This is a genomic window from Streptomyces sp. NPDC058459 (assembly GCF_042721685.1).
In the GTDB taxonomy this organism is placed as follows: Bacteria; Actinomycetota; Actinomycetes; order Streptomycetales; family Streptomycetaceae; genus Streptomyces.
This window is the reverse complement of record NZ_JBHXLV010000013.1, coordinates 26,028-48,387: the sequence shown is the minus strand read 5'-3', so window position 1 is coordinate 48,387 and position 22,360 is coordinate 26,028. Positions and strand designations below refer to the sequence as shown.

Here is a 22,360-nt window from a genome sequence, read left to right as displayed (position 1 = left end):
GCCCGCGTCTCCCGGTGCCTGGCGTCCGACACCGTGTTGGCAAAGGCGGAGGTCCGGCGGGCGTAGCGTTGGGGATATGTCGAAGTACGGTTCCTTTCCCGGCGCGCGGCCCCGGCGGCTGCGGACGTCACCCGTCATGCGGCGGATGGTCGCTGAGACACGGCTGCATCCGGCCGACTTCATCCTTCCGGCGTTCGTCCGGGAGGGCGTGAGCGAGCCGGTGCCGGTCGCGGCGATGCCCGGTGTCGTGCAGCACACCCGGGACAGCCTGCGGAAGGCCGCGCTGGAGGCCGCCGAGGCGGGCGTCTCCGGGATCATGCTCTTCGGGGTGCCGGAGGAGTCGAAGAAGGACGGGCTCGGTACGCCGGGCACCGACCCGGACGGCATCCTCCAGGTCGCCCTGCGCGAGGTGCGCGCCGAGGTCGGCGACGGCCTGCTGGTCATGGCCGACCTGTGCCTGGACGAGTTCACCGACCACGGGCACTGCGGGGTGCTGGACGCCGAGGGCCGCGTCGACAACGACGCCACGCTGGAGCGGTACGCCGAGATGGCGCAGGTCCAGGCCGACGCGGGCGCCCATGTGGTGGGCCCGAGCGGCATGATGGACGGCCAGATCGGGGTCGTCCGGGACGCGCTGGACCAGATCGGCCGGGAGGACGTGGCGGTCCTCGCGTACACCGCGAAGTACGCCTCCGCCTTCTTCGGGCCCTTCCGGGAGGCCGTGGGCTCCTCCCTCCAGGGCGACCGCAAGACCTACCAGCAGGACCCGGCGAACCTCCGCGAGTCGCTGCGCGAGCTGGAGCTGGACCTCGCCGAGGGCGCGGACATGGTCATGGTCAAGCCGGCCGGGCCCTACCTGGACGTCCTGGCACGGGTCGCCGACGCGGTGGACGTGCCGGTGGCGGCGTACCAGGTGTCCGGTGAGTACGCGATGATCGAGGCCGCCGCCGGGAAGGGCTGGATCGACCGTGACCGGGCGATCCTGGAGTCCCTGACCGGGATCAAGCGGGCCGGTGCGCGGAACATCCTCACCTACTGGGCCACCGAGGCGGCCCAGCGGCTGCGCTAGCGAGGCCGGCTACTTCGTCCCGTCACCCTCCGGGGTGCGCGGGCCCTGGATCTCCAGGCGGTTGCCCGGCTGCTCGGTGCCGGACGACTGGTGACCGTTCTGGCCGCTCAAGTTGTTGCGGACCGAGTCGAGGATCGTCAGGCCCTGGGCGACCAGGCCGGCTGCTATCTCGCCGAGGCCGTCCGCGCCGTTCAGGACGTTGACGTTGGCTCCCGCCAGGCCGCCTGCGGCTTCCTTCACGATCTGGGGGAGCTGGTCGATGAGCATGCGGTCGAGGGCGACGCGGTCGTGGGAGGCGGCGGCCTCGGCCTGGATCTTCATGCGCTCGGCGTCCGCGATGGCCAGGACGCGGACCCGCTCCGCCTCGGCCTCGGCGGGCTTCACGATCTCCGCCACCAGCTGCTGCTGACGCAGGTTCGCCTGGCGCAGCGCCAGTTCGGTCTGCGCGGCGAGCACCTCCTGCTGGGCGTGCGCCTGCGCCAGCGGCCCCGCCTGGGCGGCCTCGGCCTGGGCGCGGTCCACCTGCGCCGAGTACTCCGCCTGGACCACCGCGGTCTGCCGGGCGTACTCCGCCTGCTTGCGGGCCGCGACCTGCTCCGCCTCGGCGGCGGCCTGGTTGGCCTGGGCCTGGGCGATCTGGGCCTGCCGGCGGATGGCCGCCTTGTGCGGAGCGGACATCGCGTCGATGTACCCGGTGCTGCCGTCGTCGATGGACTGGATCTGGAGCGAGTCCACGGTCAGGCCGATCTTCGCCATCTCCATCTTCGAGGTGTCCAGCACCTCGGCCGCGAGCTTCTGCCGCTCGGTGACGATCTCCTCGACCGTCATGGAGCCGATGATCGCGCGCAGATGGCCCGCGAAGATCCGCCCGGTCAGCACCGACATCTGCTCCTGGTCGGAGAGGAAGCGCTGACCGGCGTTGATGATGCTCTCCGGGTCGTTGCCGACCTTGAACGCGATCACGGCGCGGACGTGCAGTGCGATGCCCTGCTTGGTCACACAGGTCTCGGTGACCTCGGCCTCGCACATCGACAGCGTGAGGAAGCGGACCTTGCGGAAGACGGGGAGCACGAACTTCCCGTGCCCCGTCACCACCCGGAACGGCGCGCCCCCCAGTCCCCGCCTGCCACCCGAGATCAGCATCGCCTCGTCGGGAGCGGGAACGCGGTAACCGAACATACTGCTCGTCTCCTCAGTCGACGCCGGCGGACAGCCCGCCCAGCGTGTCCAATGGATCGCCCCACGCGATGACATCGACCTCACGAAACCCCCGTGACTCGATCACGAGTACGGTCGCCCCGCGCGGCAGCGGTTCCGGCGACCAGGCGAGGAAGGTCTCGGAGCCGCCTCTGACCCGCACCAGGATCTCGCCGGGACCGGCGGAGCCGCGCGTGCCGATGAGCAGTTCCCCCGTGCGGCCGATCACGGCTTCGTCCTGGGCCATCGTCCGGCTGCCTCCCGTCGTTCTGGTCCTCCGGTCCGACGATAGCCCCGCCGATGACGGGCGTACACCATGGCTCCCTCTGCCTTTTCGAGGAAGGCGGGGACGCGAAAAGGCCCGGTCCGCGGGGCGTGGACCGGGCCGTTCTCAGTGGTGCGGGTCAGAGCTTCTCGGGCGTCCGGATGCCCAGCAGCTCCATGCCCCGGTGCAGGGTCCGGGCCGTGAGGTCGACCAGGAACAGGCGGTTCTCGACCTGGGCCGGGGTGTCCGCCTTCAGGACCGGGCACTGGTCGTAGAACGACGTCAGCAGCGAGGCCAGCTGGTAGAGGTAGGCGGCCATCTTGTGCGGCTCGCGGGCCGCGGCGACCTCCAGGACCGTCTCCGCGAACTGGTCCAGGTGCAGGCCCAGCGCCCGCTCGGCCGGGGCCAGCGCCAGCTCCGGGTGAGCCACCGGACGGGCCTCGCCGGCCTTGCGGAGGATGGAGCGGATACGGGCGTACGCGTACTGGAGGTACACCGAGGTGTCGCCGCTCAGCGAGACCATCTGGTCCAGGTCGAACTTGTAGTCCCGCACGGCGGAGGTGGAGAGGTCCGCGTACTTCACGGCGCCCACGCCGACGTACCGGCCGTTCTCGACGATCTCGTCCTCGGTCAGGCCCACCTTCTCGGCCTTCTCCCGGACCACGGCGGTGGCCCGCTCGACGGCCTCGTCCAGCAGGCCCTCCAGCTTGACCGTCTCGCCGGCCCGCGTCTTGAACGGCTTGCCGTCCTTGCCGAGGATCGTGCCGAAGGCCAGCTGGACCGCGGTCACCTCGTCGTTCAGCCACTTCGCGCGGCGCGCGGTCTCGAAGACCATCCGGAAGTGCAGGGCCTGCCGGGCGTCCACGACGTACAGCAGGGTGGACGCGTCGAGGTCGAAGACGCGGTCGCGGATCGCGGAGAGGTCGGTGGCCGCGTAGCCGTAGCCGCCGTCGGACTTCTGGACGATCAGCGGGACCGGGTTGCCCTCCGGGCCCTTGATGTCGTCGAAGAACACGCACAGCGCGCCCTCGGAGCGCACCGCGACGCCGGACTCCTCCAGCAGGCGGCAGGTCTCCGCGAGCATGTCGTTGTACCCGGACTCGCCGACGATGTCGGGGTCGCGGACCTCCAGGTCCAGCTTGTCGAAGACGGAGAAGAAGTAGATCTTCGACTCGTCGACGAACTTCTGCCAGCTGGCGAGGGTCTTCTCGTCGCCGGCCTGGAGGTCGACCACCCGGCGCCGGGCGCGGGTCTTGAACTCCTCGTCGGAGTCGAACAGCCTGCGCGCGGTCTTGTAGAGGCGGTCCAGGTTGGACATCGCCTCCTCCCCGGACACCTCGGACGCCTTGTGGTCCAGCTCGTGCGGGTGCTCGTCCAGATACTGGATGAGCATGCCGAACTGGGTGCCCCAGTCGCCGATGTGGTGCCGCCGGACCACGTTCTCGCCGGTGAACTCCAGCAGCCGCACCATCGCGTCGCCGATGACCGCCGAGCGCAGATGGCCGACGTGCATCTCCTTGGCCACGTTCGGCTGCGCGTAGTCGATCACCGTGGTGCCGGGACGCTCGGCGAACGGCACGCCAAGGCGGCCGGTGTCGTCCGCGTACCGGGCGGCCAGGTTCTCGGTGATCGCCTGGTCCGCGACGGTGATGTTGAGGAAGCCGGGGCCGGAGACCTCGACGTCCGCGATCACCTCGCCGGTGACGATTCCCGCGACCACCTGGGTCGCCAGCTCGCGCGGGTTGGCCTTGGCCCTCTTGGCGAGCGCGAGGATGCCGTTGGCCTGGTAGTCGGCCCGGTCGCTTCGTCGCAGCAGCGGGTCCGCACCGGCGGCCTCCGGCAGGGCGGCCGAGAGCGCGGAGGCGAGATGCCGCTGGACGGAGTCGCGGAGGGACGTGACCGAGGCCATAGGTAAGGGTGCCGTTCTCCTCGTGGGAATGGATGGTCCCGGCCAGTATCCCACGGGGGGTAAAGCCGTTTTTTCGCGTGCGGGGCCGTCTGGGATTATGAGAGGAGGTCGGCGGAGAGCAACCGCCGGACCACCCCTCGAACCGAAGGACGTGCCGATCGTGGCTCAGAGCCCCGAGACCACCGACTGGGTCTCCCGTTTCGCGGATGACGTCATCCAGGAGTCGGAGCGCCGGGCTCCGGGCAAACCGGTCGTCGTCGCCTCGGGGCTCTCGCCGTCCGGTCCGATCCACCTGGGCAACCTGCGCGAGGTCATGACCCCGCACCTGGTCGCCGACGAGATCCGGCGGCGCGGGCACCAGGTCAGGCACCTGATCTCCTGGGACGACTACGACCGCTACCGCAAGGTCCCGGCCGGCATCGCGGGCGTCGACGAGTCCTGGGCCGAGCACATCGGCAAGCCGCTGACCTCGGTTCCCGCGCCGGCGGGCTCCGCATACCCGAACTGGTCCGAGCACTTCAAGGCCGCCATGACCGAGGCGCTCGCCGAACTGGGCGTGGAGTTCGACGGGATCAGCCAGACCGCGCGGTACACCTCGGGCGTGTACCGCGAGCAGATCCTGCACGCGATGAAGCACCGCGGGGACATCGACGCGATCCTCGCCCAGTACCGCACCAAGAAGGCGCCGGGCAAGAAGCCGCAGCAGAAGGCGGTCGACGAGGCCGAGCTGGAGGCCGAGGAGGGTTCCGGCGCCGCCGCCGAGGACGACGGCAGCTCCGGCTCCGCCGGGTACTTCCCGTACAAGCCGTACTGCGGCGAATGCGGCAAGGACCTCACCGTCGTCACCTCCTACGACGACGACACCACCGAGCTTGCCTACACCTGCACCGCCTGCGGCTTCGCGGAGACCGTGAAGCTCAGCGAGTTCAACCAGGGCAAGCTGGTCTGGAAGGTCGACTGGCCGATGCGCTGGGCCTACGAGGGCGTGATCTTCGAGCCCTCCGGCGTCGACCACTCCTCGCCGGGCTCCTCCTTCCAGGTCGGCGGCCAGATCGTCGGGATCTTCGACGGCGAGCGGCCCATCGGCCCGATGTACGCCTTCGTCGGTATCTCCGGCATGGCCAAGATGTCGTCCTCGCGCGGCGGTGTGCCCACCCCGGCCGACGCGCTGAAGATCATGGAGCCGCAGCTGCTGCGCTGGCTGTACGCCCGCCGCCGCCCCAACCAGTCCTTCAAGATCGCCTTCGACCAGGAGATCCAGCGCCTCTACGACGAGTGGGACAAGCTCGCCGGCAAGGTGGAGGACGGCTCCGCGCTCCCCGGTGACGTCGCCGCGTACACCCGTGCCATCGGCACCGCCGCCGGTGCGCTGCCGAGGACCGCGCACCCGCTGCCGTACCGCACGCTGGCCTCGGTCGCGGACATCACCGCCGGGCACCAGGACCAGGCGCTCCGCATCCTGTCCGAGCTGGACCCGGCCGACCCGATCACCGGCCTCGCCGACGCGCGCCCCCGGTACGACAAGGCCGAGGCGTGGATCAACACCTACGTCCCCGCCGACCAGCGCACCGTCGTCCGCGACGAGCCGGACGCCGGGCTGCTGAAGTCGCTGGACGACGAGGCCCGCCAGTCGCTGCGCCTGCTGGCCGACGGGCTCGCGGACAACTGGTCGCTCGACGGCCTGACCCACCTCGTCTACGGCGTCCCGAAGGTACGCGCCGGCTTCCCCGCCGACGCCACGCCCAAGGAGCTGCCGCCGGAGATCAAGACGGCCCAGCGGACCTTCTTCGCCCTGCTGTACCACCTGCTCGTCGGCCGCGACACCGGCCCGCGCCTGCCCACGCTGCTGCTGGCGGTCGGTCAGGACCGGGTGCGGGCCCTGCTCGGGGAGTAGGCCGCGCCTACGGAGGAGGGGGCGCCCGGTGCCGTACCGGGCGCCCCCTCCTGCGCGTACACGGGGTCAGGCGATGTGGTCCTCTTCCATCTCCGCCGTGTGGCGCTGCTTGAAGCGCTCTGTCAGCGCCTTCGCGTCACCGCCGTCGAGGGTGATGCCGTAGGTGGCTCGGATGTTGTCGGTCAGCATGTGCGCGGTCGGGTAACTGCCGTCTATCGATTGCCGGAAGACCGAGTAGAGATCCTCCTCGTCCGGCTCCGCGGGCCCGCCGCCCTCGCCCAGCTCGCGGGTGCGGCCCGGGACGACGGGGATCGGGAAGCTGCCGGTCTCCTCCGGGGAGGGCTGCTGGAACCGCTCCGGGGGCTGCTCCTCGTACCAGTCCCCGTACTGCTCCTCGGGGAAGTACTGGGGGTCGGGGCCGGGGTCGAAGGCCGGGTCGTAGCCGCCGTGGTAGTCGACGTCGCGCGGCGGCGTCTGGAACCAGGGGCTGTTCTCGTCCTCGGCCTGCGGGGGCGCAGGCGGCTGCTGGGCGTGGGCCGGCCGCACCGGAGCGGCGGCCGGAGCCTGCGCCGGGGCCTCGGCCGGTGCCTGCGCCTGGGCCTGGGCCTGCGCCGGGGCCTCGGCCGGTGCCTGCGCCTGCGCCGGGGCCTCGGCCGGGGCGGGCGCGGCCTGGAGCGCGGCGGGGGCCGGCTGGGGGAGTTCGGGCACCGGCCGCACCAGGACCGGTTCGATGCCGGCCGCCGCGAGGCCCGCCGGGGCGGTCTCGGCGAGCGGGACGCCGTAACGGGCCAGGCGCAGCGGCATCAGGGACTCCACCGGGGCCTTGCGGCGCCAGGCGCGGCCGTAGCGGGAGCGCAGCCGGGCCTGGTAGACGAGACGTTCCTGCTCCAGCTTGATGGTCTGCTCGTAGGACCGCAGCTCCCACAGCTTCATCCGCCGCCACAGCAGGAACGTGGGCAGCGGGGAGAGCACCCAGCGGGTGAGGCGGACGCCCTCCATGTGCTTGTCGGCGGTGATGTCCGCGATCCGGCCGACCGCGTGCCGGGCCGCCTCGACGGAGACGACGAACAGGATCGGGATCACCGCGTGCATGCCCGTGCCCAGCGGGTCCGGCCAGGCGGCGGCGCCGTTGAAGGCGATCGTCGCGGCCGTGAGCAGCCACGCCGTCTGCCGCAGCATCGGGAAAGGGATGCGCATCCAGGTCAGCAGCAGGTCGAGCGCGAGCAGTACGCAGATGCCCGCGTCGATGCCGACCGGGAACACGTACGAGAAGTTCCCGAAGCCCTTCTGGATGGCCAGCTCACGGACGGCCGCGTACGAACCGGCGAAGCCGATACCGGCGATGACCAGCGCGCCGGCGACGACCACACCGATCAGAACGCGGTGCATCCGAGTCAGCTGCATTGGCGCGGACACTCGTGCTCCCCTCCCTTGCGTGTTGTTGCGCGCAACAGAGTGGCACAGGTGTGCGCCGAACGTGGTGTCGGTCAGCCCTTCTTGGGGACGGAACCGGACGCCGAGCCCTTGGGAGCGGGGGACCCGGACGCGCCCTTGGAAGGAGCGGTGGCCGGGGAGGAGGGCGAAGTACCCTCCGTCTTACGGCCGTTGGCGTTGGCCACAGCCGTCACCGCCTCCTTGGCCGCCCTCTTCGCGTCCGCGCCGAGGTCGTCCGCGTCCGGGGTCTTCTCGCCCGCGAGACCGGCGCCGTTGTAGTCGAGGGTGATCACGACGTTCTCGACGCGCGCGACCACCGTCTGCTGCTTGAAGGCGCCTTCCTTCTTCTTCAGGTCGTAGCGCACCGCACTCGCCTCGTCCCCCGTGCCGCCGAGCGCCTCCGTCCTGGTGTTCTTCGCGCCCGCGGCGCCCTTCGCGTCGGCGACCTGGCGCGTGTAGTACGCGTGCGCCTGCTCGTCGCCGCTGCCCCGGGAGGTGTCGGAGTCGAAGCGCAGCAGGGAGACGTTCAGCCAGCGGAACTGCGAGCCCTTGACACCGTTGTTGTCCAGGCTGGTCCAGGAGCAGGAGGAACGGTTCGCGGTGTCGTCGCTGGAACCCTTCTTGCCGTCCGTGTCCGCCTCCGGCACCAGGGCGCCCAGCGTCTTCTTGGGCAGCACCCCGCACGGCTTGGGCAGTTCGCGGAACGCGGCCGCCCGCACGGTCGGGGAGGCGCTCGCCGAAGGCTGCCCGGAGCCGCTCCCGGTGGACGGCGCGGCGGAGGTGCCCGCCTTGCCCGGGGCCTCGCCGGAGTCCGAGGAACAGGCCGCGGTGATCAGTACCGCGGGGACGGCTGCCGCGCACACCAGGGCACGGCTCAGACGCGTGGCACGCGGTCCACGCTGGGCACGGTCGTCTCGCTGGGCTGCTCGCTGCATGGTTCCTTCACTCGTGACGCTCGGTGTTCGTGCGGGTTCCTGCGGGGCCACCGTACGCGGTACGCACGGCACGCGGTCGCCGGCCGGGTGCCTCCGGGGAGCGGGCCGTGGGCGGGCGAGGGGGCGTCAGCCGTCCAGCGTGTCGGCCAGTTGAGAGGCCAGATCGCGGGCCCTGTCCTGCAATTCCTTGCTGTCCGGGACCGCGCCGACCGCCATCGGCTGCTCCTCGTAGTCGATGGTGACGACGACGTTGGACGTGCGGAACACCACAGTCACCGTCCGGGGTCCGGCGGTCGAACCGGAGGTGCCGATCTGGTCGTCCAGGTACGCCTCGTCACCGAGGCCGGTCAGCACGCGGGGCTGGAGATCGGTGGGCGCCGCGCTGCCGGAGCCGCCCGCCGCGGGGCCGGCGGAGGCGCCACCCGAGGCGGACGGGGCGGGGCTGCCGGAGGCGCTGGGGGAGGGGCTGCCGCTCGGACTCGTGCCGGCGGAGGCGGGCGCGGAGAGCGAGGGCGCGGGGAGCGAGGGCGCGGGGAGGTCGGCGGCCTCGGCCATGCCCTGGAACAGTTTCTCGGCCTGCGCGTCGTCGCTGACCGCGTTGTCGTACGACACCACGCGCTCGAAGTCGACCGAGAGGCGGTCGGTGGCGAGGGTGGACTCGACCTTCCAACGGCAGCCCACCTTGCGGTCGGTGTCGTAGGTCAGCGCGGGCACGCCCCGGTACGCCTTGTCGCGCTGGTCGGGGTCGGTGAGCTGCTGGATGCCGGGGAGTAGGTTGCCGAGGGTGTCGTGGCCGACGGCGCCGCAGGGCTCGGGCAGGGTGCGGTACCGGCCGGGCTGGGCGGCGGGCGGTGCGGAGGCCGCGTCGCCGGGGTTGGCGTCATCGGTGGGGGTGTCGCCGCCGGAGCCCGAGCTGCAGCCTGCCAGCAGGGCCGCGAGGAGGGCGGCGGTGCCGGTGATGTACGCCTTCCGCTGCACGGTCGGGCTCCTTAAGGACGTGTACGACCCGACGGCGGTGCCCGGTCGATGCTTCAGTGTCCCCGCTGGTTAATCGCTTGCCGCGGCGGGGCGCCTGCTGGACACAATGTCTATCGCACGCACCGCCGTGGCCGCCGGTCCCCTGTCCCATTTCACCGGCCCTGGCGCCGCTTTTGCGTTCTGCCGGTCCGGGTGGCTTCCGTGAGCAATGACCCTTGTCCGGCATGTCAGTTGTCGTATCGCCTTTGGGGGGAATCGAGATGTCCTACGTGGAGATACCGGGCGCCCGCGTCCCGGTGCGGATGTGGACCGACCCGGCCACCGTCGAGGACGGCGCGCTGCGCCAGCTCCAGAACGTGGCCACCCTGCCCTGGATCGAGGGCCTCGCCGTGATGCCGGACGTGCACTACGGCAAGGGCGCCACGGTCGGCTCCGTCATCGCGATGCGCGACGCGGTGTGTCCGGCGGCGGTGGGGGTCGACATCGGCTGCGGGATGTCCGCGGTGAGGACGTCCCTGACCGCGAACGACCTCCCCGGTGACCTCTCCCACCTCCGCTCCCGCATCGAGCAGGCCATCCCGGTCGGCCGCGGCATGCACACCGGCGCCCTCGACCCCTCCCGCTTCCACGCCCTCCCCACCGCCGGCTGGGACGCCTTCTGGTCCCGCTTCGACTCGGTCGCGCAGCCGGTACGGTTCCGCCGGGAGCGGGCGGCTTTGCAGATGGGAACACTTGGCGGCGGAAATCACCTGATCGAATGCTGCACCGACACCGGCGGCGCGGTCTGGCTCATGCTGCACTCGGGCTCCCGCAACATCGGAAAGGAGCTCGCCGAGCACCACATCGGCGTCGCCCAGAAGCTTCCGCACAACCAGGGGCTGGTCGACCGGGACCTCGCGGTGTTCGTCTCCGACACCCCGCAGATGGCCGCCTACCGGAACGACCTCTACTGGGCGCAGGAGTACGCGAAGTACAACCGCACCCTCATGATGGCCCTCCTGAAGGACGTCATCTGCAAGGAGTTCAAGAAGGCGAAGCCGACCTTCGAGCCGGAGATCTCCTGCCACCACAACTATGTGGCCGAGGAGCGGTACGACGGCATGGACCTGCTCGTGACCCGTAAGGGCGCGATCCGGGCCGGCTCCGGTGAGTTCGGGATCATTCCGGGCTCGATGGGCACCAGCTCGTACGTCGTGAAGGGGCTCGGGAACGAGAAGTCCTTCAACTCGGCCTCGCACGGCGCCGGTCGGCGGATGAGCCGGTCGGCCGCGAAGCGCCGGTTCACGGTCCGGGATCTGGAGGCCCAGACGCGGGGCGTCGAGTGCCGCAAGGACGCGGGCGTCCTGGACGAGATTCCGGCCGCCTACAAGGACATCGACCAGGTGATCGCACAGCAGGCGGACCTCGTCGAGGTCGTCGCCAAGCTGAAGCAGTTCGTCTGCGTGAAGGGCTGACGTCATACCGGCCGGGGCACTTGGCCGGTGCGGAGGCGCCAGAGCCGGATGTTGCAGCTCGGCACCGTCCTGCCCAACGCCTCCGCGGCGGCCGTGGGTGAGTTGATGTCCAGCAGTACGCCGTCCTCGTCGGGGCTCCAACGGCGCGGGGTGAAGGCGGCTCGCATGCCCTCCGGCCGCACCCACGAGGCGATGGACCGGGCGGCTGCCCGTTTGCGCTCGAGCGCCAGGCAGTCCGGGTAGTAGAGGCCGGCGGCCAGCCGCCCGGCTGCCTCGTTCGTCCAGAGGACGTTGTACATGCCGTCCCGCGCATTGCGCCGGACGTTTCGTTCCACCCCCGTCGCCTCGGCGCCGTAGTCGCACACATAGGTGGCGATGGCCGTATGGCCGTCGTCAGCCCGAGGAAGGGGTGGCCCTTTCCGGTGAGACCGATCGAGCCGTCACCGTCGATCAGTCCCCGCACGTAGTCCCGCCGGGAGAACTCGACAGGCGGCGGTGCGATCGTCCTCGACTTCCGGCCGTACGGCAGGCCGAGCGCGTTCAGCTTCGTCCGGGCGTCAAGGGCGTACAGGGCCCACGTGGCCGAGGTATGCGACGCGACGAAGTTGGTGGAGCGCGTGCGTTCGGTGATGCTGCTCCGGTACGGGGTCAGTTCCTGGAAGGCGCGGAGGATCGCGGCATCGCGCAGGGCGAGTTCGACGGTCAGGGCACCCTTCTGCCCAGTGCCCTCCGCGAGGTGCCCGTCCGTCTGCAAGAAGCCGAACATATAGGCGTACTCGGGGACCGTGAGGTCCATGAACCGCCGGCGGTCAGGCTCGGGGAAAGCCACGGGGGAGCCTCTGCTTCTCGCGTCACATCGATCGTTCGACGCGAGGCTAGGGCGCCAGTTCGCCTGCTGGGCGGGCGAACGACGAGGTTCCCCCGCGTGGGTTACCGGACCGGCCCTCTTCGGCGAGCCCCTCACAGCTCCCGGTGGATCTTGGTGTTGCTGGCCTGGGCTCGGGGGCGGAGGACCAGGAGGTCGATGTTGACGTGGGCGGGGCGGGTCACCGCCCAGGTGATGGACTCCGCCACGTCCTCGGCGGTGAGGGGGGCGGCGACGCCCTCGTAGACCTTCGCCGCCTTCTCCGTGTCGCCGGCGAAGCGGGTCAGGGCGAATTCCTCGGTCCTGACCATGCCGGGGGCGATCTCCACGACCCGGACCGGCTTGCCGACGATCTCCAGGCGGAGGGTCTCGGCGAGGACGTGCTCGGCGTGCTTGGCGGCGACATAGCCCGCGCCGCCCTCGTAGGTGGAGAGCGCGGCGGTGGAGGAGACGACGACCACCGTGCCGTCGCCGCTCGCCTCCAGCTTGGGCAGCAGGGCCTGGGTGAGGTTGAGGGTGCCTAGGACGTTCGTCTCGTACATCGTGCGCCACTGCTCCGGGTCGGCGGTGGCCACCGGGTCCGCGCCGAGCGCGCCGCCCGCGTTGTTGACCAGGACGCCGATGGTGCGGAAGGCGCCGGCGAACTCGTCCACCGCCGCCCGGTCCGTCACGTCCAGCGGGTACGCGGTGGCCGAGTGGCCCGCCTCGGTCAGCTCCTTCGCCAGCGCCTCGACACGGTCCGCGCGGCGCGCGGTGAGCACCACCCGGTACCCGGCCGCCGCGAGCCGCCGCGCGGTGGCCGCGCCGATACCGCTGCTCGCGCCCGTGACGACGGCGATACGGGACGCGGCGGAGGGGGCGCTGGCCATGGGCTGCTCCAGGGAGAGAGATCGCGGACTCGCGTCCAGCCTAGGTCAGGCTCAGCCGCCGTTCCTCGGCGCCCACATGATCACCGCCATGCCGGCCAGGCAGACCAGGGCGCCGGTGAGGTCGAAGCGGTCGGGGCGGTAGCCGTCCGCGACCACGCCCCACAGGATCGACCCGGCCACGAAGACGCCGCCGTACGCCGCGAGGACGCGCCCGAAGTGGGCGTCCGGCTGGAAGGTGGCGACGAAGCCGTACGCGCCCAGCGCCAGTACCCCGCCGGTCGTCCACAGCCAGCCCCGGTGCTCGCGCACGCCCTGCCAGACCAGCCACGCCCCGCCGATCTCGAAGAGGGCGGCGACGACGAACAGGGCGGCGGAACGCAGGATCAGCATGGGCGGAAGCCTGGCACGCGCCCCGCGTTCACCTGTTGGAGGGCGCCTGCGCTGCCGCCCGCGTGGCATACATCACGAGGGCGGAACCGGTGACGGAAACGGGAGTGGTCGGCGTGGGCGCACGGACGAGGGCATGGCTGCTGCTGGCCGGCTGCGCGGGCGCGGTCCTGTGGACCGGGAGCCCGGCCCCGGCTGCCCCCGCACCCCGTGCCGACCTGGCCTTCCACGGGTACGCGGTGATCGACGGCGACCGGATGAAGGTCCGGCTCACCCCGCGCGACCACGGCCCGGCCGCTCTGCCTGAGGCGAGCGTGCGGGTGCGCTGGTCGGTGGCGGCCGTCGGAGCGGTGACCGTGCCCCGGGGGTGCGCGCGGACCGGGGAGCGGACGGTGGTCTGCGGGACCGGGCCGCTGGTCGCGGGCCAGGCGGGCGAGCAGCTCCGGCTGGCCGTCCGGCTGCGGGTGCCCGCCCCGGAGGTGACCCTGGAGGTGGAGACCGCGTGGAACGGCGGGGCCGCCGACCCCGACCGCAGCAACGACCGGCTGCGGGTACTGGTCCTGCCCACCGGCGACGAGTACTCGTTCTGACCCGCGTTCGCGAGGAGGACGACCATGGCTGGGAACGACAGCGCGCGGCCAGGGCTGCTGGCGGAGCTGGACGCGGTGTCCCGCCGCTACATCGCCTCCCACGCCCTGTTCAACCAGGCCGTCGCCGACCGCATCGGGCTGCACCCCACCGACCTCCAGTGCCTGAACCTGCTCACCCTGGAGCCCGAGCCGGTCACCACCGGCCATGTCGCGGCGCTGACCGGGCTCACCACGGGCTCGGCGACCCGGCTGGTGGACCGGCTGGCGCGCGCCGGGTACGTCGTACGGCGCCGGGACGAGGGCGACCGGCGGCGGGTGCTGGTCGTCCCGGTGCCGGAGAGGATCGCGGAGTTCCGGCACGCCTGGGCGGAGCTGTCCGGCGACTGGTCGCGGATCTTCGGCGAGCTGGACGACACCGAACTCGCCGTGATCATCGGGCACATGCGGCGGACTGTGGAGTTCACCGGGGAGCGGATCGCGCGGCTGCGGGCGGGCCGGGACGCCGAGGGCTGGGCGTGAGCGCCGGTGAGAGGCCGGTAAAAAGGGCGCCCCCGGGCTCCCCGGCCCCGGCCGGAGCGCCGCCGCCCTTGGCAGACTGGGGGCGTGCCCCAGACCACGCCCCACACCGTGCCCCCCGCCACGCCCCCCGCCACGCCCCCCACCGTGCTCCTCGCCGAGGACGACCGCGCCATCCGCCATGCCCTGGAGCGGGCCCTGTCCCTGGAGGGTTACGCGGTGACGGCGGTCGCCGACGGCGTCGAGGCGCTGGCGCAGGCCCACCGCACCCCGCCGGACGTGCTGCTGCTGGACGTGATGATGCCCGGCATCGACGGCCTCCAGGTCTGCCGGGTGCTGCGTGCCGAGGGCGACCGCACCCCGATCCTGATGCTCACCGCGCTGGTGGAGACCGCCGACCGCATCGCCGGCCTGGACGCGGGCGCCGACGACTACGTGGTGAAGCCCTTCGACGTCGAGGAGGTCTTCGCCCGGCTGCGCGCCCTGCTGCGCCGCACCACCCCGGCCCCCGTGAGCGAGCCCGGCCCGGCCCGCGAGGGCCGGCTCTCCGACGGGCAGATCGGGGGCGCGGGCATCCGCATGGATCTCCAGGCCCGCCGCGCCTGGCGTGGCAGCCGTGAACTGGAACTGACCCGCACCGAGTTCGAGCTGCTGGAGCTGCTGGTGCGCAACGCGGGCATCGTGCTGGACCACGCCACCATCTACGACCGCATCTGGGGCTACGACTTCGGCCCCGGCTCCAAGAACCTCGCCGTCTACGTCGGCTATCTGCGCCGCAAGCTGGACGCCCCCGGCGCCCCGCAGCTCATCCACACCGTGCGCGGTGTGGGGTACGTGCTGCGGGAGGAGTAGTGGGCCGCACCCGGCGGGTGCCGGGCGGGTCCCGTACCGGGCTGCGCTCGCTGCGCACCACGTTCGCGGTGTCCTTCGCGACCGTCACCGCCGCCGTCACCATCCTGGTCGGCATCCTGTCGTACGGTTCGGCCGCGCGCCTGGTCCGGGTGGACCAGCAGTCGGTGTTCACGCAGGTGGTGGGGGATGTGCGGGCCGAGGTGCGGCAGCATCGGATGACCCCGGACGACTTCTCCTCCGCCCGGCCCGGCCATGACCTGGTGCGGCCCGCCCGTACCGATGTGCAGGTGCTCGGGGCGCGCGGGGAGGTCGTGGACCACGGGAGCCCCGGGCTGCCGGTCACCGCCCGCGACCGCGAGGTGGCCGGGGCGCGGAGCGCGGGGAGGCTGGCCGAGCACAGGGACGTACGGGTCGGGGCGGACCTGTTCCGGGTCGCCACGGTCTCGCTGGGCGGGGGCCGGGGCGCGGTGCAGGTGGCGCAGGAGTTCAGCGACACCGAGGATCTGCTGCGCGCCCTCCAGCGGCGCACGCTGATCCTGATGGCGGCCGTGGTGGTCGGTGCCGGGCTGTTCGGCTGGTGGCTGGCCCGCCGCATCACCCGGCGCCTGGTGCTGCTGACCTCCGCCGCCGAGGGCGTGGCCCGCACCCGCCGGCTGGGCATCCAGGTGCCGGTGACCGGACCGGACGAGGTGGGGCGGCTCGGCCGTGCCTTCGACCGGATGCTGGGCCGGCTCGCCCAGTCCGAGGAGGACCAGCGGCGTCTGGTGCAGGACGCGGGCCATGAGCTGCGCACCCCGCTGACCTCGCTGCGGACGAACATCTCGCTGCTGCGCCGGATCGACGAACTCCCGCCGGGGACGCGGGAGGACCTGGTGGCCGATCTCACGCTGGAGGCGCGGGAGCTGACCGACCTGGTCAACGAGCTGGTGGACCTGGCCGCCGGGCAGTCCGACTCCGAGCCGCCGCAGCGGGTGGACCTCGCGGACCTCGCGGAGGACGTGGTGGGGCTGGCCGGGCGCCGTACCGGCCGGCGGATCGTGCTGGCGGTGAGCGGGGACACGTACGCCGAGGGGCGGCCCGGCCTGCTCCAGCGGGCGCTGTCGAACCTGGTGGAGAACGCTGCCAAGTTCGACCGGGAGGGGACGGAGCCCATCGAGGTGCGGGTGGCCGGGGCGGCGGCGGGGACGGTCCGGGTGGAGGTGCTGGACCGGGGGCCCGGTGTCGCCGAGGGTGATCTGCTGCGTATCTTCGACCGCTTCTACCGGGCCGCCGACGCCCGCTCCCGGCCCGGTTCCGGGCTCGGTCTCTCCATCGTCCGGGAGATCGCCATGTCCCACGGCGGCGCACCTTTCGCCTACCGCAGGGAGGGCGGGGGCGCGGTCATCGGGTTCACGGTGGGCGGGGGTGTGGCGGGGGACGCGGACTGGGGCCGGACCGGCTAGCTAGGCGTGTCCTCGGGTCCTCTGCGGGCCGCCGAGAGGGTCCAGGCCAGGTTGCCTGCCGCCGCTCCGGCCGCCACGGCGGCGACGATCACCCCGCCGGTGGTCAGCCCGTCGCTGAACAGGTGCGGGCGCTGGTCGAGGTTGTGCAGTCCGAAGCCGCACAGTTCGTAGACCCCGACGGCGGCGATGGCGAGGCTGACGAAGAGCAGGGTCAGCGTGGGTCTGAGGTCCCGCACATCGACGACCGGCGTCGGCGCGGTCCCCGCCGGTTCGGTCTCGGATCGTGTCTGATGCATGTCTCCCCGATGAACTGGCTTGTGTCTGGGGGTGGTTGAAAACCCACGATACGTAGGGACGGCCCGGCGCGGGCGTGATTGCCGTGCGGTGCTCCCTGGGCGTGGACAGCGACGGCGTGTCGTTCCGGGCGACGGCTCTGGCGTCCGGAGCGGCGAGCGGGGCCGCGCGTGCGGCCCCCTCCATCATGGCCGACGGCTCAGTGCCGTAGTGCCGTCCCCACGTCCGCCCGTATGTCGCCGGTCAGCTCGCGGTGGCTGCGGGCGGTCGCCCGGCCGGTGGCGCCGGCCGCCACGTCGTTCACGTTCACGATCACCACATCCTGCAGATCGCCCTTGGCGTCGCGGAAGTTGACCTGCACGGTGAAGGACTTCCGGTCGCCGGCGGTGTTCTTCGCGGACACCTCGGTGGTGGGTACGCCGTCCTTGCCGGTGGTGACCTTTCCCACCGAGACGTCCTTCCCGGCGTCCACCCCGTTCCTGACCCGGTCCAGCTTCCGCCTGGCCTCCGCCGTGGCCGAGGCCACCGTGCCGGAGGCGCGCGAGGCGAGGGAGGCGGCGGCCGAGGCGGCCTTGCTGGCCTGGCCGGAGGGGCTGCTGCCGTCCGAGCAGCCGGTCACCGCGACGCCCAGCGCCACCACCAGGGCCGTACCCGCCGCCCGCCGTGTCCCGCACCCAGCCATGTCGGCCTCCTGAATCCGGCTCCGCTGCGCACCAGTGAAGGCCAGGTCGGCCGGGTCCGCACGCCGGGTACGGCACCCGTGGGGCGCGCACACCTGAACGGCCCACCGTCGCTCGCGCGGGGACCGGACGCGCGGTCTGCTGCTCGCAGGACATGAGGCTCGGGCGGAGGTGGACCGGTATGGCGGAGCAGGGCCCGGGTGGCGACGAGCTGACCCGGCTGCGGGAGCGGATCGACGCGCTGGAGGGCCGCCCGGCGCCCGTACGGCACCGCACCCGCTCGGCGTGCGCCCTCGTGCTGATCGTCCTCGGGTGTCTGCTCGCCCCGCTCGCCCTGGTAGCCACCTGGACGGCCGACCTGGCGGACGACACCGACCGCTACGTCGCCACCGTCGCGCCCCTCGCCCGCGACCGGGCCGTCCAGGACGCCGCCGCCGACCGGATCACCGGCGCCCTGATGCGCTATCTCGACCTGGCCGGCCTGCTGAAGGAAGCCGCTCCCGCCGACCGGCCCCTGCTGGAGAAGGCCTTCGCTGCCCTCGGGGGCTCGCTCGACGACGCGGTGTCCGGCTTCGTCCGGGACAAGGCACGCGAGGTCGTCGCCTCCGAGACCTTCGCCCGGTTCTGGACCGACGCCAACCGGCGGCTCCACACCACGGTGGACAAGGCGCTGACCGGGAGCGGCGGGGGAGCGGTGCGGATCGAGGGCGACGCGGTCACCGTCGACCTGGCGCCCGTCGTCGCGGAGGTCAGGACCCGGCTGGTGGACGCCGGTCTGAAGCCCGCGGCGAAGATCCCGGACGTGCACACCGACTTCACGGTCCTGCGCACCGAGAAGGTCGCCGACCTCCGGACGTACTTCCGGCTGCTGCGGCTGGCGGGCATCTGGCTGCCGGTCATCGCCGCCCTGCTGCTGGCGGGCGGGGTGCTGCTCGCCGTGCGCCGCCGCCGCGCGCTGGTCGCGGCCGCGCTCGGCTTCGCCGTCACCGCCCTGCTCCTGGGCCTCGGCCTGACCGTCTTCCGCGCGTTCTACCTCGACGCGCTGCCCGCCGGCGTGTCCCAGCCCGCCGCCGGCGCGGTGTACGACACCCTGACCCGCTTCCTGCGCACGGCGGTACGGGCGGTGATCGCGCTCGGTGTCGTCCTCGCCCTGGCCGCCTGGCTCTCCGGGCCCGGCCGCCGCGCCCGCGCGGTCCGCGAGGTCTGGCACGCGGGCCTCACCGCGGCCCGCACCCAGACCGACCGCCGGGGCCTGCGCACCGGCCCGGTGGGCCCCTTCGTCCACCGCCACCGTGTCCCGCTCGGCTGGCTGCTGGTGGCCGGGGCGGTGATCGCGTTCGTGCTGTGGCCGCATCCCACCGGCTGGGTCGTACTGGGTCTCGCGCTGGCGCTGTTGTTCGCACTGGCGGTGGTGGACTTCGTGGGGGCGGAGGGAGCGCGCTGACGCGGAGCCTCAGCTCACACCCGCTCCGCGCTCCGCGCGCGGAGCGGTGACCTTCCGGCGCGGCTCAGGGCCACACCAGGCAGTACGGCTGGTGCCCCGCCTCGTGCAACCGGTGGCTGAAGTCCTGCCACTCGTGCAGGAGTCGGTAGACGTTGAAGGCGTCGCGGGGGCCGCCGCGGTCGGGGACCGTGGACCAGATGAAGGCGGCCGCGCCGACCGCTTCCTCGCCGATGTCGCGGAGGGGGTCCACCACGGTCATGGGGAGCTTGACGACCGCGTAGTCGGGATGCAGGACGACCAGTTCGAGCGGCGGCACCTTGTGCAGGGGTACGCCCTCGATGCCGGTCAGCACCATCGCGGCCATCGTCTCCGGCTTGATCTTGGTGAACATGCCGTTCATCCCCAGCTCGTCGCCGCCGAGTTCCTCGGGACGCATGGAGATGGGGACACGGGCCGCGGTCGCGCCGTCCGGCGCACCGAAGTATTTGTACGTCACCCCCACCCGACCACCATTTCTGCTCCCCGCCCCGAGGCGGGCGGTCTTGCCGTCGGACGAAGGGTCGGACGAGAGTCCGGCCGAGAGGCCCGCCGCCAGGCCCGCGACCGGGTCCGGGAAGTCCAGCTCCCGGTCCAGCCGCCGCTCGGCCCGCTCGGCCCGCTCGGGCTCGCCCGGCAGACCCTGTGCCTGACGCGCGTCGGCCTGACGTGTCTCGGCCGCTTCCTCCGCCTCGCGCCGGTGTCTTCCCCGCCGGGCTCGCCGAGGACCCAGGTCATCAGCCCCCTCGCCCAGTCCGCCACCGCGATGCATATCTCCACCCGAGTGCTTTTCTAGGACGCGTGGCCCCCGCCGCGCAACCCGATCATCGTGTCAGTGACCTCCCCCACGGCCGCTCGCCGAAACGTGCGGCGAAACCGAAGTCCGCGGGTTCTTCCCGGTCTCTGATCAGTACGTGCCGTATGACGTGTGTGTATCAGGTGCCAGTCTCGCAGATCGGCGGAGAGCGGCCGGGAAGGTCGGCCGGATCGGGCCCACGAGGGCGCCCACCAGGGCGATGAGCCCCTGCCCGGACGGGCCACGGCTCCGCCGCCGGGCGGCTCCGCCTACCCTGAGGGAGTCACCAGCCAACCGGAGTCCGAGAAGTCGGAGAAGCCGCACGTCATGAGCGAAACGCCCTACCCCTACGACGCGCCCGCCTCGCAGGCGCTCTTCGACCGCGCCTGCGAGGTCACGCCGGGCGGCGTGAACTCCCCGGTGCGCGCCTTCCGCGCGGTCGGCGGCACGCCCCGGTTCATGGTCTCGGGCAGCGGGCCGTACCTGACCGACGCCGACGGGCGCGAGTACGTCGACCTGGTGTGCTCCTGGGGCCCGATGATCCTCGGGCACTCGCACCCCGAGGTCATCGCCGCCGTCCAGGAGGCGGTCGCGCGCGGCACGTCCTTCGGTACGCCCGGTGAGGGCGAGGTCGCGCTCGCCGAGGAGATCGTCGCCCGGGTCGGGCCCGTGGAGCAGGTGCGGCTCGTCAGCAGCGGCACCGAGGCCACCATGTCGGCGATCCGGCTGGCCCGCGGCTTCACCCGCCGCGCCAAGGTGATCAAGTTCGCCGGCTGCTACCACGGGCACGTCGACTCCCTGCTGGCCGCCGCCGGCTCGGGCCTCGCCACCTTCGCGCTGCCCGACACCCCCGGGGTCACCGGCGCACAGGCCGGCGACACCATCGTGCTGCCGTACAACGACCTGGAGGCGGTGCAGGAGGCGTTCCACCGGCACCCCGGTGAGATCGCCTGCGTGATCACCGAGGCGGCGCCCGGCAACATGGGCGTCGTCCCGCCGGAGCCCGGCTTCAACCAGGGCCTGAAGGACGCGTGCGCCAAGAACGGCGCGCTGTACATCTCCGACGAGGTGATGACCGGCTTCCGCACCTCCCGCGCCGGCTGGTACGGCGTCGACGGCGTCGGGCCCGACCTGATGACCTTCGGCAAAGTGATGGGCGGCGGCTTCCCCGCGGCCGCGTTCGGCGGGCGTGCCGACGTCATGGCGCATCTCGCCCCGGCCGGCCCCGTGTACCAGGCGGGCACCCTCTCCGGTAACCCGGTCGCCACCGCCGCCGGCCTCGCGCAGCTGCGGCTGCTGGACGACGCGGCGTACGCGAAGGTCGACGCGGTGTCCGCGCGGGTCCAGTCGCTGGTCACCGAGGCGCTCACCAAGGAGGGCGTGGCGCACCGGCTGCAGCACGCCTCCAACATGTTCTCGGTGTTCTTCACCGACCGCCAGGTGCGCACCTACGAGGACGCCAGGCGGCAGGAGTCGTTCCGCTTCACCGCGTTCTTCCACTCGCTGCTGGGACACGGCGTGTACCTCCCGCCGTCGTCCTTCGAGTCCTGGTTCGTGTCCACGGCCCACGACGAGCGGGCCATCCAGAAGATCGCCGACGCCCTCCCGGCGGCGGCCCGAGCCGCCGCGGAGGCGACCGCGTGACCACCCCCGAGAACCACACCGGTGAGAAGGACGTCACCGTCGTCCACCTGATGCGCCACGGCGAGGTGCACAACCCCGGCGGCCTGCTGTACGGGCGGCTGCCCGGCTACCACCTCTCCGACCTGGGCCGGAAGATGGCGGAGCGGGTCGCCGAGCACCTGGCCCCGCGCGACATCACGTACGCCGTCGCCTCCCCGCTGGAGCGGGCGCAGGAGACGGCCACGCCGATCGCCGAGGCGCACGGGCTGGACCTCGCCACCGACGCGCGGCTCATCGAGGCCGACAACGTCTTCCAGGGCAGGACCTTCGGGGTCGGGGACGGCGCGCTGCGCAACCCGGACAACTGGAAGCACCTGGTGAACCCGTTCAGGCCGTCCTGGGGTGAGCCGTACATCGACCAGGTGGTGCGGATGATGGGCGCGCTGGACGCGGCCAAGGACGCGGCGCGCGGGCACGAGGCGGTGCTGGTGAGTCATCAGCTGCCGATCTGGACCGTGCGGAGCTATGTCGAGCGGCGCCGGCTCTGGCACGATCCGCGCAAGCGGCAGTGCACGCTGGCCTCGCTGACGTCCTTCACCTACCTCGGCGACAGAATCGTCTCTGTCGGCTACAGCGAGCCGGCGATCGACCTGGTGCCGGCCCATCTGCGGGCCGGTGCCAGGCCGCAGAAGGGCGCGGAGGTACAGGGGAAGGCGTTCGGGGCCTGAGACACCTGGGGTGTCCGAACGGAAGCCGCATGTTCGGTGTGCTTTGTGTGACTTTCCCGTGACTCCTCCGGAGAGTGAGGTAGATCACAGAACTTTCCCGTTC

The 22,360-nt window shown here is 72.2% G+C and carries 22 protein-coding genes; 10 read left to right on the top strand and 12 right to left on the bottom strand.

The window, feature by feature from the left end:
* Window positions 1-76 precede the first annotated feature (76 nt).
* The gene (gene hemB / locus ACFWN1_RS04955; RefSeq protein WP_384358255.1) at window positions 77-1,069 is read left to right on the top strand and encodes a porphobilinogen synthase; all 993 of its coding nucleotides are present in this window, start codon (window positions 77-79) and stop codon (window positions 1,067-1,069) included.
* Window positions 1,070-1,078: 9 nt separating this feature from the next.
* Here hemB and ACFWN1_RS04950 read toward each other — a convergent pair whose 3' ends face one another.
* The 3 genes from ACFWN1_RS04950 to argS all read right to left on the bottom strand — a co-directional run bounded on the left by ACFWN1_RS04950 (window position 1,079) and on the right by argS (window position 4,440).
* Window positions 1,079-2,248, bottom strand: coding sequence for a flotillin family protein (locus ACFWN1_RS04950; protein WP_384358253.1), 1,170 nt, complete (start codon window positions 2,246-2,248; stop codon window positions 1,079-1,081).
* A 13-nt stretch (window positions 2,249-2,261) separates the two neighbouring features.
* A complete protein-coding gene (locus tag ACFWN1_RS04945; protein WP_384358251.1) occupies window positions 2,262-2,513 on the bottom strand; it encodes a hypothetical protein in 252 nt (83 codons plus the stop codon).
* Window positions 2,514-2,670: 157 nt separating this feature from the next.
* Window positions 2,671-4,440, bottom strand: coding sequence for an arginine--tRNA ligase (argS, locus tag ACFWN1_RS04940; RefSeq protein WP_384358249.1), 1,770 nt, complete (start codon window positions 4,438-4,440; stop codon window positions 2,671-2,673).
* Window positions 4,441-4,591: 151 nt separating this feature from the next.
* On the opposite strand from argS, the gene lysS reads away from it, so the two are divergent.
* The gene (lysS, locus tag ACFWN1_RS04935; protein WP_384358247.1) at window positions 4,592-6,334 is read left to right on the top strand and encodes a lysine--tRNA ligase; all 1,743 of its coding nucleotides are present in this window, start codon (window positions 4,592-4,594) and stop codon (window positions 6,332-6,334) included.
* Window positions 6,335-6,400: 66 nt separating this feature from the next.
* Here lysS and ACFWN1_RS04930 read toward each other — a convergent pair whose 3' ends face one another.
* The 3 genes from ACFWN1_RS04930 to ACFWN1_RS04920 form a co-directional block, all read right to left on the bottom strand.
* The gene (locus ACFWN1_RS04930; RefSeq protein ID WP_384358245.1) at window positions 6,401-7,723 is read right to left on the bottom strand and encodes a DUF2637 domain-containing protein; all 1,323 of its coding nucleotides are present in this window, start codon (window positions 7,721-7,723) and stop codon (window positions 6,401-6,403) included.
* A 98-nt stretch (window positions 7,724-7,821) separates the two neighbouring features.
* Window positions 7,822-8,703, bottom strand: a complete 882-nt coding sequence (locus ACFWN1_RS04925; RefSeq protein WP_384358243.1) for a DUF3558 domain-containing protein — start codon at window positions 8,701-8,703, stop codon at window positions 7,822-7,824.
* A 126-nt stretch (window positions 8,704-8,829) separates the two neighbouring features.
* Window positions 8,830-9,681, bottom strand: coding sequence for a DUF3558 domain-containing protein (locus tag ACFWN1_RS04920; RefSeq protein WP_384358241.1), 852 nt, complete (start codon window positions 9,679-9,681; stop codon window positions 8,830-8,832).
* 260 nt (window positions 9,682-9,941) lie between these two features.
* On the opposite strand from ACFWN1_RS04920, the gene ACFWN1_RS04915 reads away from it, so the two are divergent.
* Window positions 9,942-11,135: an RtcB family protein gene (locus tag ACFWN1_RS04915; RefSeq protein WP_384358239.1), complete on the top strand. Its 1,194-nt coding sequence runs from the start codon at window positions 9,942-9,944 to the stop codon at window positions 11,133-11,135.
* A 2-nt stretch (window positions 11,136-11,137) separates the two neighbouring features.
* Here the strand turns inward: ACFWN1_RS04915 and ACFWN1_RS04910 are convergent, their stop codons facing one another.
* From ACFWN1_RS04910 to ACFWN1_RS04900, 3 genes are all read right to left on the bottom strand, one after another.
* Window positions 11,138-11,470, bottom strand: a complete 333-nt coding sequence (locus tag ACFWN1_RS04910; protein WP_384358237.1) for a hypothetical protein — start codon at window positions 11,468-11,470, stop codon at window positions 11,138-11,140.
* A 625-nt stretch (window positions 11,471-12,095) separates the two neighbouring features.
* On the bottom strand, window positions 12,096-12,869 hold the full coding sequence (locus ACFWN1_RS04905) for an SDR family NAD(P)-dependent oxidoreductase (protein WP_384358235.1): 774 nt from the start codon (window positions 12,867-12,869) through the stop codon (window positions 12,096-12,098).
* Window positions 12,870-12,920: 51 nt separating this feature from the next.
* On the bottom strand, window positions 12,921-13,259 hold the full coding sequence (locus ACFWN1_RS04900; RefSeq protein ID WP_384358233.1) for a YnfA family protein: 339 nt from the start codon (window positions 13,257-13,259) through the stop codon (window positions 12,921-12,923).
* Window positions 13,260-13,372: 113 nt separating this feature from the next.
* Between ACFWN1_RS04900 and ACFWN1_RS04895 the strand changes: the two genes are divergently transcribed.
* The 4 genes from ACFWN1_RS04895 (at window position 13,373) to ACFWN1_RS04880 (ending at window position 16,656) form a co-directional block, all read left to right on the top strand.
* On the top strand, window positions 13,373-13,846 hold the full coding sequence (locus tag ACFWN1_RS04895; protein ID WP_384358231.1) for a hypothetical protein: 474 nt from the start codon (window positions 13,373-13,375) through the stop codon (window positions 13,844-13,846).
* A 24-nt stretch (window positions 13,847-13,870) separates the two neighbouring features.
* Window positions 13,871-14,365, top strand: a complete 495-nt coding sequence (locus tag ACFWN1_RS04890) for a MarR family winged helix-turn-helix transcriptional regulator (RefSeq protein ID WP_384358229.1) — start codon at window positions 13,871-13,873, stop codon at window positions 14,363-14,365.
* Between the two features lie 144 nt (window positions 14,366-14,509).
* A complete protein-coding gene (locus tag ACFWN1_RS04885) occupies window positions 14,510-15,214 on the top strand; it encodes a response regulator transcription factor (RefSeq protein WP_384358281.1) in 705 nt (234 codons plus the stop codon).
* Window positions 15,214-16,656, top strand: a complete 1,443-nt coding sequence (locus ACFWN1_RS04880; protein WP_384358227.1) for an ATP-binding protein — start codon at window positions 15,214-15,216, stop codon at window positions 16,654-16,656. Before ACFWN1_RS04885 ends, ACFWN1_RS04880 begins: the two co-directional genes overlap by 1 nt.
* Here ACFWN1_RS04880 and ACFWN1_RS04875 read toward each other — a convergent pair.
* Window positions 16,653-16,952, bottom strand: a complete 300-nt coding sequence (locus tag ACFWN1_RS04875) for a hypothetical protein (RefSeq protein WP_384358225.1) — start codon at window positions 16,950-16,952, stop codon at window positions 16,653-16,655. The genes ACFWN1_RS04880 and ACFWN1_RS04875 overlap by 4 nt on opposite strands.
* A gap of 197 nt (window positions 16,953-17,149) precedes the next feature.
* Window positions 17,150-17,632, bottom strand: coding sequence for a hypothetical protein (locus tag ACFWN1_RS04870; protein WP_384358223.1), 483 nt, complete (start codon window positions 17,630-17,632; stop codon window positions 17,150-17,152).
* Between the two features lie 179 nt (window positions 17,633-17,811).
* Here ACFWN1_RS04870 and ACFWN1_RS04865 point away from each other — a divergent pair, with 179 nt between their 5' ends.
* Window positions 17,812-19,074, top strand: a complete 1,263-nt coding sequence (locus ACFWN1_RS04865) for a hypothetical protein (protein ID WP_384358221.1) — start codon at window positions 17,812-17,814, stop codon at window positions 19,072-19,074.
* A gap of 64 nt (window positions 19,075-19,138) precedes the next feature.
* On the opposite strand, the gene ACFWN1_RS04860 is transcribed toward ACFWN1_RS04865, so the two are convergent.
* Complete coding sequence (locus tag ACFWN1_RS04860) at window positions 19,139-19,576, bottom strand: hypothetical protein (RefSeq protein WP_004984785.1); 438 nt, start codon at window positions 19,574-19,576, stop codon at window positions 19,139-19,141.
* 657 nt (window positions 19,577-20,233) lie between these two features.
* Here ACFWN1_RS04860 and hemL point away from each other — a divergent pair.
* A complete protein-coding gene (gene hemL, locus ACFWN1_RS04855; RefSeq protein WP_384358219.1) occupies window positions 20,234-21,550 on the top strand; it encodes a glutamate-1-semialdehyde 2,1-aminomutase in 1,317 nt (438 codons plus the stop codon).
* 50 nt (window positions 21,551-21,600) lie between these two features.
* Window positions 21,601-22,257 carry a histidine phosphatase family protein gene (locus ACFWN1_RS04850; protein ID WP_384358279.1) on the top strand — a complete coding sequence of 219 codons (657 nt, stop codon included), beginning with the start codon at window positions 21,601-21,603 and terminating at the stop codon, window positions 22,255-22,257.
* Window positions 22,258-22,360 lie beyond the last annotated feature (103 nt).